This is a genomic window from Acetivibrio straminisolvens JCM 21531 (assembly GCF_000521465.1).
Lineage (GTDB): Bacteria > Bacillota > Clostridia > Acetivibrionales > Acetivibrionaceae > Hungateiclostridium > Hungateiclostridium straminisolvens.
Genome location: NZ_BAVR01000003.1, coordinates 1 through 15,132 on the forward strand (window position 1 = coordinate 1; position 15,132 = coordinate 15,132).

Here is a 15,132-nt window from a genome sequence, read left to right on the forward strand (position 1 = left end):
ATTCTTCTTTTATTTGCTCCCTTCTTTCTTAATTTAATAACGAAATTTCTAATTTTTTGGGGGTTAGGTTTTTCTTTTATTATCGATTTTTTCTTATAAATTTTTTTGATTAATTAATATTTTTTTGCTATATAAAATATTGACACCATAATTTAGTTGGAATATAATAAAATCAGGATACATGAATATGTATTCATATGTTCAGGCTACCAATTATACTAGGAGGAAAAATTGATGTTGAACGAAAAACGTGATTCTTGCGAATGCAGTGTAATACACGAAGATGTAGTAAACATGGTAAAGAAAAACATGCCCAAAGAAGAGCACCTTTATGACTTGGCAGAGCTTTTCAAAGTTTTTGGAGATACCACCAGAATAAAAATTTTATACGCATTGTTTGCCTCTGAAATGTGTGTGTGCGATATTGCTGCACTAATAAATATGTCCCAGTCGGCAGTTTCCCACCAGCTCAGGGTGTTAAAACAGGCAAGACTTGTAAAGTACAGAAAAGAGGGCAAAGTTGTGTACTATTCTCTGGACGATGAGCATATAAAGCAAATTTTTGACCAAGGATATATGCATATAACGGAATAATGAATTTAGGAAGTGATGGTAAAATGAAACAGGCAGTAAAGAAAGAGTTAATACTTGAAGGTCTAAATTGCGCGCATTGTGCACTAAAAATAGAAACGAAGGTAAAAGAAATCGAAGGTGTAAAAGATGCTTCGATTAATTTCGTATCAAAAAAAATGACTTTGGAGCTGGACGATATGCTCCAATCATCAGACATCGTAAAGCAAGCATCTTTGATTGCCAAAAGTATTGAAGAAGATATTGAGGTCATCGAAGAACAGGAGAAACGCAAGGAAAAGGATACCGATGGTGATTTCGACAAAAAAGGCTTGGCAAAACTCGGCCTCGGAATACTTTTATTTGCCTTTGCATTAGCATTTAATTTAAACTACTGGGTTGAATTCGGCTTGTTTTTTGCAAGCTATATAATTATCGGAGGAGAGGTATTACTAAAAGCTATCCGCAATATTTCAAAAGGCAAAATATTCGATGAAAACTTTCTGATGTGCATAGCCACAGTTGGAGCATTCCTAATCGGTGAATTCCCTGAAGGCGTAGCTGTTATGCTCTTTTACCAAATTGGTGAAACCTTGCAGGATATGGCAGTAAATCGTTCCAGAAAATCCATCGCCGCTCTAATGGATATTCGTCCCGACTATGCCAACCTCAAGACCGATGACGGTATAGAAAAAGTATCGGTAGAGGATGTCAAAGTTGGAGATATAATAGTTGTAAAGCCCGGAGAAAGAATACCTTTGGACGGCAAGGTTGTTGAAGGAAAAACAATGCTGGATACTTCGGCACTCACCGGCGAACCGGTCCCTCGGGAAGTTAACCCCGGTGAACCTGTCCTTTCCGGTTCGGTTAATCAAACCAGCCTTATTAGTATCGAAGTCACAAAATTGCTCGGTGAATCAACGGTATCAAAAATACTGGACATGGTACAAAACGCCGGCAGCAAAAAGGCTCCAACCGAAAACTTTATCACAAAGTTTGCAAGATATTATACCCCTGCTGTAGTTTTTATCTCGGCAGCTTTGGCAGTAATTCCTCCGTTGGTTATTCCCGGTGCCGAATTTTTCGATTGGGTTTACAGAGCACTTATTTTCCTCGTAATCTCATGCCCTTGTGCTCTGGTGATATCCATCCCCCTCGGGTTCTTCGGTGGAATTGGAGGAGCTTCTAGAAACGGCATCCTCATCAAAGGCAGCAACTATCTTGAGGCATTAAACAGCGTTGACACTGTAGTGTTCGACAAGACCGGCACCCTAACAAAAGGCGTGTTTAATGTAACCGAGGTCAATCCATCGTCAGGCTATACTAAAGAGGATTTGCTAATGTACGCAGCCTATGCGGAAAGCTTTTCAAATCATCCTATTGCATTATCAATAACAAATGCTTTTGGCAAAACTATTGATAAAAACAAAGTGGAAAGCTATGAAGAAATAGCCGGTCATGGAATAAAGGCTGTTTCCCATGGCAAGGAGATACTGGCAGGAAACACCAAACTGATGGCAAAAGCAGCTATTCCCCACACCAATGCTGACACTTCGGGAACTATAGTTCATGTAGCCGTTGACGGAAACTACGCAGGCAATATTGTAATTTCGGATGAAATAAAGGCAGATTCAAAGAAAGCTTTAATAGAATTGAAGGAAATTGGCGTAAGAAAGCTTGTAATGCTCACCGGAGATAATAAAAATACTGCTCATAAGATTGCAAACGAATTGGGAATCGATGAAGTCCATGCCGAACTGTTGCCCCACGAAAAAGTAGAAACGGTTGAACTTTTGGATGGCAGTAAATCCCGCAGAGGCAAGCTGGTGTTTGTTGGAGACGGTTTGAATGATGCCCCTGTCCTGGCACGGTCCGATATCGGTGTTGCAATGGGAGGCTTGGGCTCAGATGCCGCAATTGAAGCCGCAGACGTGGTATTGATGACCGATGAACCCTCAAAGCTGGTCAGTGCCATTAAAATCGCCAAAAGGACAAGAAACATTGTTTGGCAAAACATTATTTTCTCCTTTGCCGTAAAAGCTCTGATCTTGATGCTCGGCGCAGGAGGTATGGCCACCATGTGGGAAGCGGTTTTTGCCGATGTGGGAGTTGCGCTGCTGGCAGTACTCAATGCCATGAGAGTAATGAGAATAAAGAATATATAATTTATCATTATAAAGATGCTAAAAAACAGGTACTCATATGTTAGTACCTGTTTTTCACATCTTCACATTCTTTGCTTTAGTTGTAAAAATACTCGCCTTCTATTTTCTTATAGAATGAACCGCTTCTTGATGTAACGTCTGTTATTAAAATACAGACAAGTTCCAATGTTGTTGACACCCTCTAAAGCCATCTTTGCAGCAATAATACATTCTTCCGGAGGTACCAATTCTTTAAAGCCGCTTTTGTGCGCCGGAGGAAATTGACCTTTTTGAAATATAACATCATATACTGTATTGGGAAACGAAGGACTTTTTACTCTGTTTAACACGACATTTGCAACCGCAACTTTACCCTCAAGAGACATTCCTCTTGCTTCAACAGTTACTATTCTGGCGAGCCACATTAAATCTTCATCAGTGTAGTTTCTGTTGTACACACACTCTTCAGGCACATTAATGCCTTCTTTGTTTATTGAAACGGTATATGTAGTCTGATTCCAATCCACCGAACAGTTGAGAACTTCCGATACGAATCTTAATGGCACCATTGTGCGTCCGTTTGATATTTCAGGAGAAGTATCCATTACTTGCTTTACTGCGTTAATATAACAATCTTTGCTTCCGACAAACAGCTCAATATAATTGTAGTCATCATTTATTACAACTTTTTTCTTTTCGTCATTCCATTCTACTTTTGCTCCAAGTGCTTCAGCGATAAAACGTACTGATACAAATGTTCTGCCGTCTTTAATATAAGGTAAGGTATCCATTTTAATATAGTTGCCGTTCACCTTTACAGTTATAAAGATCTGCTTGGCAAGTGCGCTTACCTCAAGGCGTCCGATAAAGCTTACGAAAAGTACGATAAGCACAACTAATACGGCTTTACACCTTCCTTCATTATTCATATCACACCACCTTTAATAATATTGTAATTAAATATGACGGCAACATTTTATCATAAAACAGCCAATATTGAAAGTTAAAATTTTTGCCAAATAATCTCAGCAATATAATTTGCATCTAATTTCTTTTATCTGCATCATTCAGTGACATCGAATTGTATTAGTAATGAAATCAGTTGTTTGCCGATTATCTTTTATAAACAAGTTTTCCTTTTGCAGTATAGTTAAGTATGTACAGCAAAACGGGATTAAAATAATTAATGAAGTAAGTTACAATCAAAATCAAAAAGCTCAAATCCATAGAGAAATCAATTGCTACAATGATATGTGCTTCAACTGTAAAAAGCACTATTAATAATGGTACTATAGCAAATGCTTTATTAACATGTCTATCTAGAGAGAAAAATAATAACAATACGAGAATAACCTCAAGCGCAAATTGAGTAAATAAGACAGCAAAGATAAAGTAATTTTTAAAATTGAGATAACTATATAATATATGTTATAAAAAATATAATATAGTTTGCATCCTCTATAACTGATAAACTTTTTTCACCGCTTACCCCCCTCGTCATACTTTGACCATGAATCATTTTGAGCCTTCTGTTTTTTACGTGTCAATCAATCAGTTGGTATTATGTTGGAATTTTGTCCACATATTTCCCCTAAGCAAATTATGCGGGTCGTCAATTGCACATTTATATGTATACTTCTGCAGGAACCTCGCTATTTTGGGATCATAGCATCTTTTTGGAGCCTTACTCCATTGTTATTTCCCCATCATCAAGTTTAAACTCAATTTAAAGCCCATAATAGAACATTATACATCTACGAACATGGTTAAGTGAGTAAGACCTGCAGTTAAGGAAGTCTGACAACAATAATTGCTGATTATATTTTATAAACAAGTTTTCTCTTTGCAGTATAGCTAAGTATATATAGTAAGACTGGATTAAAATAATTAATAAAAATAGTCGCCAAAGTAATCAAGCAAAGAAAAGCACTAAATAAGGACTCATCAGGCAATAAGTTTATCGTGGCAATTATGATAACACCTGAAAAAAGCATCATTAGCAATGGTTGTACAACAACTAATCTATTGACCTGCTTACCCAACAACAAAATTAATAACAACACAAGAACAACCTGAAGCGCAAATTATGCTAATAATACAGCAACTGCTAAGTCATCTCCAAATGCGGGACGAGTAAAATATAGCTCATATAACGCTAATATACTACATACATTTGTGACCTCATTTCCGGCGGAAGTGGCCCTTGAGATGCACCAATAGCAGTAACAATAGCAAGGAAAAATCCCCCTAAAAAACCCCGAAATACTATTGAAAAATAATATTTGGTTTTTGTCTTTAACTGTAACTTGTTTTTTAACACATGCTGTTTATTCTTTGACTCCTCTAAAGGCAAATTGACCACTAAATCAACATTGCCAGTCAGAGCATATCTTATATCCATCTCGATACTCACATTTACATTTAGGGCAAAACATTCAGATCCCACCTTGTAGATTGAAAATAATTTTTTATTTCAATAATCTTAAAACCGGTCATACCACTATAATTATACCATTCTCACCTGCAATTTCCTTCTTTGTTTTACTCTTACCCGTTTCACTCAATAATATTGTCTATCCGACTAAATTAAGCAATAATTATAGATAATAATTATAAAACCGCTGCATCATTAATTTTGCTTATTTAATGCAACTAATAAATAGTAGCCAAAAAGTTGCGAATTATATATAATAACATTTATTAAGGTATATTGATTTAGAATAAACAACAAAGAAATAACAAAAGTAGGATGAGACAAATGCTGGATTTCAAACCTTTAGAATTAAAAGACAGAGAACTTTTTTGTGAATATTTAAAAGACTATAACTTTAGCACTTATGAATATTCCTTCTTAACCCTTTATATATGGAGAAAAATGTATAATACAGAATTTGCAATAGTTGATGACGCAATAGTTATTAAAAAGCACACCAGCACCAACGGCACATATTTCATGCAGCCTATTGGTGCCCACAAAACCAAAATAGCCGGCATTACTTCAAAACTTAATGCTATAAAAAAAGACAATCCGGATTTCAAATACCTGTACGCGACGTCGAAACAGCTTTTTTAAATGAACTCCATGAAAACTTCGGAGACCTGGTAATTTCCTATGAGGATAAAAATAACTTTGATTATATTTTCAACACCAGGGATTTGATTGCATTGTCCGGTAGCAAATACCACAGGAAAAAGAATCAGTATAATCAATTCGTAAAAAAATATGATTACAGAATTGAAGAGATAAAAAATTCTGAAGTTATAAAGGATTGTATTGATTTGTCCCTCAAATGGTATGATTACAAGGCCATAAACAGTGAGCAGCTAAAAAATGAGCAAAAAGCCATTATTGATATTCTAGGCAATATCGAACTCTTTAATATAAGAGGTATTGCCGTTTATGCAGACAACGAAATAGCAGGATTTGCACTAGGCGAGAGATTAAACGGCAAGATGGCAACCATCCACTTTGAAAAAGGAAATTACAGTTTTTCCGGCATTTACCCATTCTTAAACAAGTCATTGGTAGAGACATGCTTTAGCGATGTTGAATTTATTAATCTCCAGGAGGACTTAGGCATAGAAGGGCTGCGCAGAGCCAAATTGGCTTATCAACCATAAAGCTTGAAAAGAAATATCTAGTAAACATATAAAAATGGGACAAGTCAGGAGAAACTGCTCCCCTGACTTGTTTCAACTATCTTTCAACATTCATTCCCAGCACAATATTCAAATTGCCGTTACGGCAGCGAAGCGCATCTATAAATTCTTTTTCGTCGGCATCGTAATAAAGAGACACAAGATACACAAGCTCGTAAAGAGACCCCAAATCCGTTGTCTTAACTTTTTGCAGCTCGTAGCTCAATGCGTATTGGTTAAAAACCTCTTCAAACTCTCTTTGATAATCAAGGTCCTCCGGAATTGTAACCTTCAGCAGTTTATACGGCGATTTTTTTACACCAAAACCTACTTTACCAAGAACAATCAAGAACATACAAAGCACCAAGTAAACAGTACCGCATAACCAAAAAATCCAACGCCACAGGCCAATCCTGCTGCCATTGCAAAAAACACATACGCAATTTCTTTGGGAGAACCCGCCTCACTTCTAAAACGAATAATCGAAAAAGCACCTACCAGACTAAAAGCCCTTGCAATATTGCTTCCCACCAGCAGAATAATTATGGCAATAATACTTGGCAACATAACCAGAGTCAAAGCAAAGTTTTGAGAATACTGCCCTTTTTCATAGGTCTTTATATACACCAAGCTTATAATTATACCCAAAACAAACGAAACAATTATTGTCAGTATCGTGCTCCCAAAGGATAGATTTATGCCAGTCGCGACATTATATATTCCATCGAGCAATCGCTGTCATCCTCCTTTGTAATATTATTCAAAATCATCTTTTTGTACTCAGTGCCATATTTTGAAAAGCTGGTCTTAAAGAGCTTATTCTCGCTCAACATCCTTGAAAGCCAGACAGGAATGCTCTTCTCCGCTTTGACCTCCATTAGCCAAATACCTTCGTCCAGCAACGGTTCGCCATGGTCTCCCAGTTCAACTCTCAAATCAGTCCTTCGGGATCTTATATTGGTATCAAAGGTTATTCTCAGGTCCCTGTTGTTTATCCCAAAATACGCTATTCTGTCATACGCCAGATAAAGCTTTGGCTCAAGGACATACATTTTCAAAAGATATTCGATTTCATTCAAAACCTGTTTATTCATATAACTCTGGTATTTAGGCTTAATACCTGTTCTGGCAAATTCATACGCCTCTTTCAATGTCAGCTTGGTTCTTCTCTTGTTTACAAGCCCGTTTACCTTCTTCTTAATTTCCAAATAAACCTTAGCATCCAAAGAAGGCACTCCATAGGCACGAAGCCTCAACTTTTCTTTATATTTAGGTTTTGAAACCGAATGTCTTATCAATTGGTTGTCTTGAGTATCATAGTAGATATTGCATATTGTGTAGTAAGTATTATTTACTTTGTTATATTCATCAAGCTCCATGTATTCACTGAGTGCGTTTTGAACCTTCTCATACGTTTCGTTGTCCATCAAATACTTTTTCTCATACCTGTTAAATACCTCAATTGCCAATTTCCTTATCCCCCCAATTGTGTATATGCGTCACATATAAAAAATATTATTATTTCATTTGCACCGGAAACTTGACTATAGCCCTTAATAAATATCTCTTGAGATATGTATAGTCAGTTGAGTTAATCTTTCCGTTGCCGTCAAGATCCCCAGCTATCACATTTATCTGCTCCGGTCCCAAAACATGAAGCAAATATCTTCTACATGCCATCAAATCTGTGGAATTAACCGTTCCATCCCCATTATAATCACCATATAAAATCTCAGGAGTAGGTGTTGGCAATGGAATTTCTTCTTCGGGTTTGAATACAGCTTTAATGTTCACATCTCCCGAAAGTAAATGTCACAGTATCCGACGACTGAAGTCCTCCGGGTATTCCCTCCCAGTGGTCAAACACATAGCCTTCTTTTGGAATAGCTTTTACCGTAACAGGCACTCCCTTAAAGTATAAACCGTTCCAAGAATCAGGGTTTGTGACTGCCGGAGTATCCGGCACAATATCAATAGAGTTAATCTTTATATGTCCCTGAGTTGAATCGGTATTCAAACTGACATAAGCAGTCCCTGTCACACCATTATTTCGGAACTTACTCAATATGTGCTGTCTTACATATGTAGGACGGCTATTGGTATAATTTCTAATCCAAGTCACTTCTTGACTCCAGGTTGTTTCCATAGGGTTGGTAGAAGTTAATTTTATAAACGGCCAACGGTCAGTATGCTCCTGCATTTCGGGTTGTAATATTGAAGCCACATCATCAATAATTGGAACAACTCTTGACGGTACAAAAGAAGTATTCAATTGGTCTGCAAAACGGTTTATAAACTCATTTCTAAACTCTTCATTCTTAAGAAGAGTCTTGAAAAGGAATACCGCCCACTCCTCATTTGCATAACCTTCATATGTATCACCGGCTGCAAAAGCAAGGGTGTTGTGCGATACACTCTTACCGTACAACCCAAAACCGAAATCAGTATCTTTCAGCATCCATCTCCATCTTCCGTCCTGACCGTAAGGAGCTTCAGGATGATATTCGCCGTCATCCGTCTTATACCTCCATATAGCCACATTATTTCCCGGCCAGTCTGTATTTCCGAAGAATATTTGAGCAACATAATAATCGATATAGTTCTCTATGTCAATTTTGGTTTTAATATAATCATAAGTGCTCTTTTCCGTTATGGAATGAGTTTTTAAATAATTTATAACATCGTTGTATATGCCAAAACATCCGTAGAATCACCTTCCTGAACCTCTGGTGTCTCATAAACATCAAGTATTGCAACTTTGTCGTCATCAAGGTCGTAATGTTCTTTCAGGTATTTATCGTCAAAACGTTCACGAATATGATATATTCCCCAATACTCTCCATTCAAGAATACAACACACGGTCTATAAGCCTGCGTATCTAGTTTTAGATGGGAAACAAGACTTTGCATCATTTCATCTCTGAAAAGAGCACCTGTCCAGTCGTTTCCTGCATTCCTCAAAATCAAGCGCTCAAAGATTTTTATTTTCTTGCCGGTTCCGTTCCTCTAAGTCCCGGGAAAATCTCATATTTGATTTCACCAATATCATTATTGTGGTCAGCATACAAACGGAAAGACTTCTGAGGATACTTTCTTGTCCATCCTCCATGTATCCTAAATCCTGCATCTAAAGAAAATCCAAGCTTTCCGCTGGTTTCAAAGAACTCGACATGGACCGGTCTTTCCCACTCTGCACCTCTTTGCTCGTAGTTTTCATTTACATAAAGTCCGATAGAATTATCAAACAAATTCTCATATTCAGTCACAAGAGAAATTACAGGCAGGGTATATCTCGTATTCATCTCCGGATCTACGAAATACGAGTGGGTAACTATTTTGCTCCGTGCCCCGTCATTTCTTACCGCAACAGCCTTAACGGTAGTGCACTTGAAAACTTCCCCTTTTGGTGCTTTCCATTTGTTCCACTGGTCATTGGATATATCCCGAATCATAGAAAGTATATTGGGTTCTCCTGCCCTGCTTTTTATATTTATTCCGGAAGTGTATTCAAAAGTTCCCTCTTCCCCCGGGACAGGATCCGAACAATCCGTGGTATAATAAATCTTAACTCCCGACTCGTTTGTAGTAAGCTTTAGATTAAACGCATCGGTATAAAATCCCCCTTATGGGAAAAAGCTGGTTCCGAAACAGGTATAAGTCTTGGATCATAAATGTTTGCAGCTCCGGGTGTAGGTCTTAACAACGCCAGTTCAGACGAACCATCGGATTTTCTTCCGTAGGATTCGTCATCCAAAAGATTTATAGTAACCAACATATCAATAACATTACCGTCAGGATCCTTCAGGGTCAATGCTTCTCCGGACGAACTTATTTTAAAATTAGTATGTAATTGCCCATCCGCTGCAACCTTATTCTTGTCAGAAGCCCAAACCAGCAAGTATCCTCCTGCAGGTACAACCCCCTGAGGGAATGTCCATTCTGCCGATGAATCCGCCAGTATGTATCCTGTCAAATCCACATCCACAGAACCGGAATTATAAATCTCGATCCAGTCCGAGTATGCTCCGCCCTTACTTCCATCTTTAGGATCATCCACGTCTCCATCCCTTATTGTAGATGCATTTGAAGCCATAACCTCGTTGATAAAGAGAGTAGTTGTCCCGGGTGCATCATAAACGTTTGCAGCTCCAGGTGTTGCTTTTGAAAAAACAACAAACTCAGGTGCCCCATCTCTTATTCTTCCATAACTCTGGTCATCCCCAAGGCCGATAACTGCAACTGAATCAACAACAGTTCCATCGGGCTTTTTTAACGTTACGGTCTCACCTGACGCACTCAATTTAAAGTTTGTATGCAATTGACCGTCTTGAGCTACCATATTCTTGTCAGATGCCCAAACCAACAAATATCCTCCTGCGGGTACAATCCCTTGAGGAAAGGTCCATTCCGCAGATGAATCCTCCAGTATGTAGCCTGTCAAATCCACATCCGTAGAACCGGAGTTGTAAATTTCGATCCAGTCCGAGTATGCTCCGCCTTTACTTCCATGTTTAGGATCTGTAACGTCCCCATCCCGAATTGTCGACTCATTTGACGACATGACCTCATTAATAAAAAGGGTCTGGGTCTCCTCGGCAAAGGCCCCAAAATAGTATGCAGGTATCACTATTGCCAAAAGCATGGCAATAACGACAGTACTTGATACAACTTTTTTCATCCTTTTCTCCCCTTTATAAAATTTTGTATTATTATGTTTATAAAACAATAATAATCTCTGTTTTAGCCTGTATATTCAATAAAAAATGCCGGAACATATACTATCGACATAATTTTGACGGAAATAGAACTTCGCAGTACTTTATATAAATATATATTCGCATAAATAAATATATTAAAGTAGGTATAAATTCATATAATTAAACATATTTGAGTCGAATTTTTCGTGCAAAATATAGTTTACCTATTAACATTTTATATTGCAAAGCTTAAATCAACCTTAAAAAGCCTTCAAATTAAATTGTTTTTTATTCGCATCTATTCTAAATTCCAAGCTATAAACTTAAATTATGCAGTGTCCTTTTTAGGACAATCCGTGTTAAAATAGAATAAGAAGGAGGCATTAACATGAGAATTCTGATAATCGAAGATAATGTCCGACTTGCTGAAAACATATCTCAATTATTTAAGAAAAGTAATTATATAGTTACATGTGTTTACAATGGAGAAGACGGGTTGGATTTTGCTCTTACAGGTATTTATGACATCATTGTGCTGGATACAAAGCTTCCTAAGATGGACGGCATCACTTTGCTTAAAACTCTCAGAAAAAGAAATCTGCCAACTCCTGTTATACTAATATCCGACAAAAACACACCATCCGACATTGTAATTGGCCTCGACAGCGGTGCTGATGATTATCTGGCAAAACCTTTTTCACCGGAAGTCCTAATGGCAAGAATTCGCGCTTTGGGCAGACGCAAAGGCGGTATTGTCATGAACAACATATTATCTTTTGGCGACATTGAGCTAAACACTTCCAACTTTATGCTATCGACACAGTCATCTGAGATAAACCTGACACGCCGCGAATATGAGCTCCTTGAGTTTTTAATCCTTAGAAAAGGCATGATTTCTCCTAAAGAAACAATCATCGAAAAGCTGTGGGGATTTGATTCCAAAGCAAACGCCAACCACGTTGAAGTCTACATATCCTTTTTAAGGAAGAAGCTTTATAATATCAATTCCAAGGTGACAATAGATACCATTCGCGGCGCAGGCTATGAACTAAAGTATACGGAAAATACCGCAACTTAAGTCTGTTGAGTTTTCGCTAATCGCGTTGAAATAAATAATATCGTAAAGTTTTATCTATATCCCTATCAGCTTTTTCCAGTATTTTTATGGTTCTTTCCGGACTGTATTTCACTTCACCTTCCGTAACATTATCCCAAACTTTACTCAATGCCTTAACAATATAGGTTTCTGCCGTATGCCACGCAGGCATTGCCGGATAACCTTTTGCATAATTCATTTGCTCAGCAAATACCTTTCTCATTCTGTTTCCTTTTATCCACGGGTGATCGTATGCTGACTTAACCACAGGCAGAAGTTCTGTCTTTTTACAATATTCTATTTGTGCCTCTTCAGTTGTCAAGTATTCTATAAGCTTAATTGCTTTATTTTGATTTTGCGAACTTTTGAAAACCACAAGAGAGCTTCCCCCAAGATACGCATACCGCCCTTTTGGTCCTTCCGGAAGCATTGTAACTCCAACATTTTCTATGAAATTGACTCCATTATCCTTTTTGATTTCCAATACAGTGGCAAACCATGAACCTGAAATTGTAGTTGCATAATCGCCTTTGATAAATTTTGCCTCAATATCCGCAGTATTCATTGCCAGTGATTGTCTATCCATCAGCCCTTCAACTGCCAGTTCCGAATAAAACTTAATTCCGCTGAAGGTTTCATTACTGCTTAAAGTGGATTTTGTAAAATCTGAATTTAAAAAGTCTTCCCCTGCTCCATAAATCCACGGTGCATAATTGTGATGAACATTCCAATCATTTTTCCCCGGCATTCCCAATGCAGCTAACTTCTTACCGTTTATTTCAATATTATTCAGCTTTTTTAATGCATTTTTAAAAGAATCCCAAGTTGCAAAATCTTTTTCAGGATCCACTCCTGCTTTCCGGCATGCATCTATTCTGTAAAATAACGCTCTCGTATCTGCAAGCCATGGCACTGCAGTCATTTCTTCACTTCCGTCAATTACGGTTGAACTCAATGTTTGGGGGAAGAAACTTATCTTTATTTATTTCTTTTGAAAGATCTACGAACGCACCATCACCGGATAACTCTGCCACCCAGGAAGTGTCAACCTGGGCTATGTCAGGTGCTTCCCCAATCGCCGCCGCAAAAGCCACTTTATTCGATGCAGCAGTCCAATCCACTACTGTAATATCCAAGCCTACATCAGGATTTCCCTTAAGAAAAGGCGAAACAACCTCAATAAAATCATCCTCAATTAATGAAGAATTCGGCATAATCCAAACAGCCAGATTTTTATCTTTTTTTCATCTTTTTCTTCGATCGGAGTTGATAAAATATCTATAGTGTATGTTTTTCCATCCCATAAAACTTGCTTGCCGAGTGCTTCACTTACTGCCCTCACCGGAAGATAGGTTGTCCCTTCATAAATAAACGGTTCTACACTTTTGCCGTTTCCGTCCTTCGGCTCAATCCTTTTTCCGTCAACATTGATTTTAATATCCTTATAATCAACAGTTATCGTTTTTCTCATTGACGCAGTATAAGCCGTCATAGAAGTAGCTATTATAGCTGTTGTAACCATCCCGGCAATAAAATATTTCGCTTTCTCAAATATTTTCAGTTTTACTCTTCCCCTATTATGTATTTATGTGTTTTGGTTAACCCAAGACCCTTGCCGTTTCTTTTAGTTGCTTTCTTATCTCAAGTTTCTGAGGACATTTTGTCTCACACACACCACATTCAATACACTCGTGGGCAGGTTTACCCTTGTACCACTCAACCTTGCCTATTTGGCTGTATTGACCTCTTGCATAATCGGTAATTTTATACACCCTGTGATAATTCATCAACTGAAAGTTAAGAGGAATATTAACATCGGCAGGACATGGCATGCAATAATTGCAGCCGGTGCAATATAGATCTTCCATCCGTTTGTTTTCCTCCATTGATGCATTTATCATCTCGAGCTCTTCCTTTGTAAGAGGAGTATCGTTTGATGCTATACGCGCATTCTCCTCAACCATTTCAATTGTACTCATACCCGACAGTGCACAGCCAACATTGGGATTGGCAAGTACAAACCTCAAGGCTATTTCCGCACAGCTTACCGTCTTTTGCGGAAGCAGTTTTTTAATTGTTTCCGAAGGTTCCCCGAGTTTTCCTCCTCCTACCGGGCCCATGATTATTACTCCCAGACCCTTGCTCTTTGCGTGCTCTATCGCCTTTTCGTTTTTTCTGTCAAGAAGGTTATACTGACACAACACCGTTTCAAAGCTGCCGGTATCCACAAGTTTAATTAAGTTTTCAGGTTTGTCGTGAAATGAAAAGGATATATGCCGGATAAGTCCCTCTTCTTTGGCCTTTTGCGCTGCTTCCAAAGGTCCACCCTTCACGTTTATGCTGTTTTCATAGGTTTCCAGACTGATTCCCCACATATGATAAAAATCAATATAGTCTGTATCCAGCTTTTTTAACGAATTTTCCAGCCTTTTACGCCAATCGGCTCCCGACGCGTTCTCAATTGGATTCTTGGTAGATAAATAAACCTTGTCTCTCCAGCTTTAAAGCCTTGCCTACAATAATTTCGCTTTCGCCGTTGCAGTATCCGGGAGCTGTATCTATGTAATTTACCCCGAGTTCAAATGCCCTGTGAATCATTGCAATGCTCTTTTCTACATCAAACTCTGTTTTTCCGTTCGCATTAATCTCCGGAAGCCTCATTGCCCCAAACCCGAGAGCGGATATTTTTACACCGGTTTTACCCAATTCACGATACTGCATTTATTTTCCTCCAATCTGTAATATCATAAATATATAGAATAGCTATAAATTTAAATATATTAGCTCTAAAAAATTACCTTCTTACATTTTAACAAAAGAAATTTTACTCGTCTACATTGTCTACACTGACTTTCCAGCCTTTTAGCAACATTTAATTTTATCGCAAACTTTTATGTTAAATTTTTATTAATTCGGTCAGAAAAAATCAATTCAATACGAACTTTATAACATGAAGCATACTTATAAGCATTGTTGTTTAAGATCA

The 15,132-nt window shown here is 37.8% G+C and carries 17 protein-coding genes and 2 pseudogenes; 5 read left to right on the forward strand and 14 right to left on the reverse strand.

Going from position 1 to position 15,132, the window contains the following annotated elements; all coding sequences use genetic code 11:
* Positions 1–234 precede the first annotated feature (234 nt).
* Together JCM21531_RS00980 and JCM21531_RS00985 are read left to right on the forward strand one after the other, a co-directional pair.
* Positions 235–594, forward strand: a complete 360-nt coding sequence (locus tag JCM21531_RS00980) for an ArsR/SmtB family transcription factor (protein WP_038286748.1) — start codon at positions 235–237, stop codon at positions 592–594.
* Between the two features lie 23 nt (positions 595–617).
* Positions 618–2,735, forward strand: a complete 2,118-nt coding sequence (locus tag JCM21531_RS00985) for a heavy metal translocating P-type ATPase (protein ID WP_038286751.1) — start codon at positions 618–620, stop codon at positions 2,733–2,735.
* 107 nt (positions 2,736–2,842) lie between these two features.
* On the opposite strand, the gene JCM21531_RS00990 is transcribed toward JCM21531_RS00985, so the two are convergent.
* Together JCM21531_RS00990 and JCM21531_RS00995 are read right to left on the reverse strand one after the other, a co-directional pair.
* The gene (locus JCM21531_RS00990) at positions 2,843–3,643 is read right to left on the reverse strand and encodes a stalk domain-containing protein (RefSeq protein WP_243467002.1); all 801 of its coding nucleotides are present in this window, start codon (positions 3,641–3,643) and stop codon (positions 2,843–2,845) included.
* Positions 3,644–4,869: 1,226 nt separating this feature from the next.
* Positions 4,870–5,127: a hypothetical protein gene (locus JCM21531_RS00995; protein WP_038286752.1), complete on the reverse strand. Its 258-nt coding sequence runs from the start codon at positions 5,125–5,127 to the stop codon at positions 4,870–4,872.
* Positions 5,128–5,472: 345 nt separating this feature from the next.
* Here JCM21531_RS00995 and JCM21531_RS19840 point away from each other — a divergent pair, with 345 nt between their 5' ends.
* Together JCM21531_RS19840 and JCM21531_RS19845 are read left to right on the forward strand one after the other, a co-directional pair.
* Positions 5,473–5,787, forward strand: coding sequence for a phosphatidylglycerol lysyltransferase domain-containing protein (locus JCM21531_RS19840; RefSeq protein WP_243467003.1), 315 nt, complete (start codon positions 5,473–5,475; stop codon positions 5,785–5,787).
* A complete protein-coding gene (locus JCM21531_RS19845; RefSeq protein WP_243467033.1) occupies positions 5,754–6,335 on the forward strand; it encodes a DUF2156 domain-containing protein in 582 nt (193 codons plus the stop codon). The genes JCM21531_RS19840 and JCM21531_RS19845 overlap by 34 nt, the downstream gene beginning before the upstream one ends.
* A 76-nt stretch (positions 6,336–6,411) precedes the next feature.
* Here JCM21531_RS19845 and JCM21531_RS01005 read toward each other — a convergent pair.
* From JCM21531_RS01005 to JCM21531_RS19870, 7 genes and pseudogenes are all read right to left on the reverse strand, one after another.
* Positions 6,412–7,085: pseudogene (locus JCM21531_RS01005) on the reverse strand (DUF4956 domain-containing protein).
* Complete coding sequence (locus JCM21531_RS01010) at positions 7,049–7,831, reverse strand: polyphosphate polymerase domain-containing protein (protein ID WP_094184701.1); 783 nt, start codon at positions 7,829–7,831, stop codon at positions 7,049–7,051. The pseudogene JCM21531_RS01005 and the gene JCM21531_RS01010 overlap by 37 nt, the downstream one beginning before the upstream one ends.
* Before the next feature lie 40 nt (positions 7,832–7,871).
* Entirely contained in the window at positions 7,872–8,147 is a 276-nt protein-coding gene (locus JCM21531_RS19850; RefSeq protein WP_243467004.1) for a dockerin type I repeat-containing protein, read from the reverse strand.
* Positions 8,137–9,045, reverse strand: coding sequence for a CotH kinase family protein (locus JCM21531_RS23400; protein ID WP_369347550.1), 909 nt, complete (start codon positions 9,043–9,045; stop codon positions 8,137–8,139). Before JCM21531_RS23400 ends, JCM21531_RS19850 begins: the two co-directional genes overlap by 11 nt.
* Positions 9,027–9,314, reverse strand: a complete 288-nt coding sequence (locus tag JCM21531_RS23405) for a CotH kinase family protein (RefSeq protein WP_279378950.1) — start codon at positions 9,312–9,314, stop codon at positions 9,027–9,029. The genes JCM21531_RS23400 and JCM21531_RS23405 overlap by 19 nt, the downstream gene beginning before the upstream one ends.
* A 20-nt stretch (positions 9,315–9,334) precedes the next feature.
* On the reverse strand, positions 9,335–9,916 hold the full coding sequence (locus JCM21531_RS19865; RefSeq protein ID WP_243467035.1) for an FN3 associated domain-containing protein: 582 nt from the start codon (positions 9,914–9,916) through the stop codon (positions 9,335–9,337).
* 29 nt (positions 9,917–9,945) lie between these two features.
* Positions 9,946–11,031: a lamin tail domain-containing protein gene (locus JCM21531_RS19870; RefSeq protein ID WP_243467005.1), complete on the reverse strand. Its 1,086-nt coding sequence runs from the start codon at positions 11,029–11,031 to the stop codon at positions 9,946–9,948.
* Between the two features lie 407 nt (positions 11,032–11,438).
* On the opposite strand from JCM21531_RS19870, the gene JCM21531_RS01020 reads away from it, so the two are divergent.
* A complete protein-coding gene (locus tag JCM21531_RS01020) occupies positions 11,439–12,128 on the forward strand; it encodes a response regulator transcription factor (protein ID WP_038286755.1) in 690 nt (229 codons plus the stop codon).
* Between the two features lie 16 nt (positions 12,129–12,144).
* Here JCM21531_RS01020 and JCM21531_RS01025 read toward each other — a convergent pair whose 3' ends face one another.
* The 5 genes and pseudogenes from JCM21531_RS01025 to JCM21531_RS24195 form a co-directional block, all read right to left on the reverse strand.
* Positions 12,145–13,101, reverse strand: a complete 957-nt coding sequence (locus JCM21531_RS01025) for an extracellular solute-binding protein (RefSeq protein ID WP_131464346.1) — start codon at positions 13,099–13,101, stop codon at positions 12,145–12,147.
* Positions 13,082–13,360, reverse strand: a complete 279-nt coding sequence (locus tag JCM21531_RS23410; protein ID WP_054846953.1) for an extracellular solute-binding protein — start codon at positions 13,358–13,360, stop codon at positions 13,082–13,084. Before JCM21531_RS23410 ends, JCM21531_RS01025 begins: the two co-directional genes overlap by 20 nt.
* Positions 13,342–13,668, reverse strand: coding sequence for a stalk domain-containing protein (locus JCM21531_RS01030; RefSeq protein WP_094184702.1), 327 nt, complete (start codon positions 13,666–13,668; stop codon positions 13,342–13,344). The genes JCM21531_RS23410 and JCM21531_RS01030 overlap by 19 nt, the downstream gene beginning before the upstream one ends.
* 76 nt (positions 13,669–13,744) lie before the next feature.
* The gene (locus JCM21531_RS24190) at positions 13,745–14,110 is read right to left on the reverse strand and encodes a 4Fe-4S dicluster domain-containing protein (protein WP_369347551.1); all 366 of its coding nucleotides are present in this window, start codon (positions 14,108–14,110) and stop codon (positions 13,745–13,747) included.
* A pseudogene (locus JCM21531_RS24195) lies at positions 14,096–14,867 on the reverse strand (aldo/keto reductase); the annotation flags it as partial. The pseudogene JCM21531_RS24195 and the gene JCM21531_RS24190, both read right to left, overlap by 15 nt.
* Positions 14,868–15,132 lie beyond the last annotated feature (265 nt).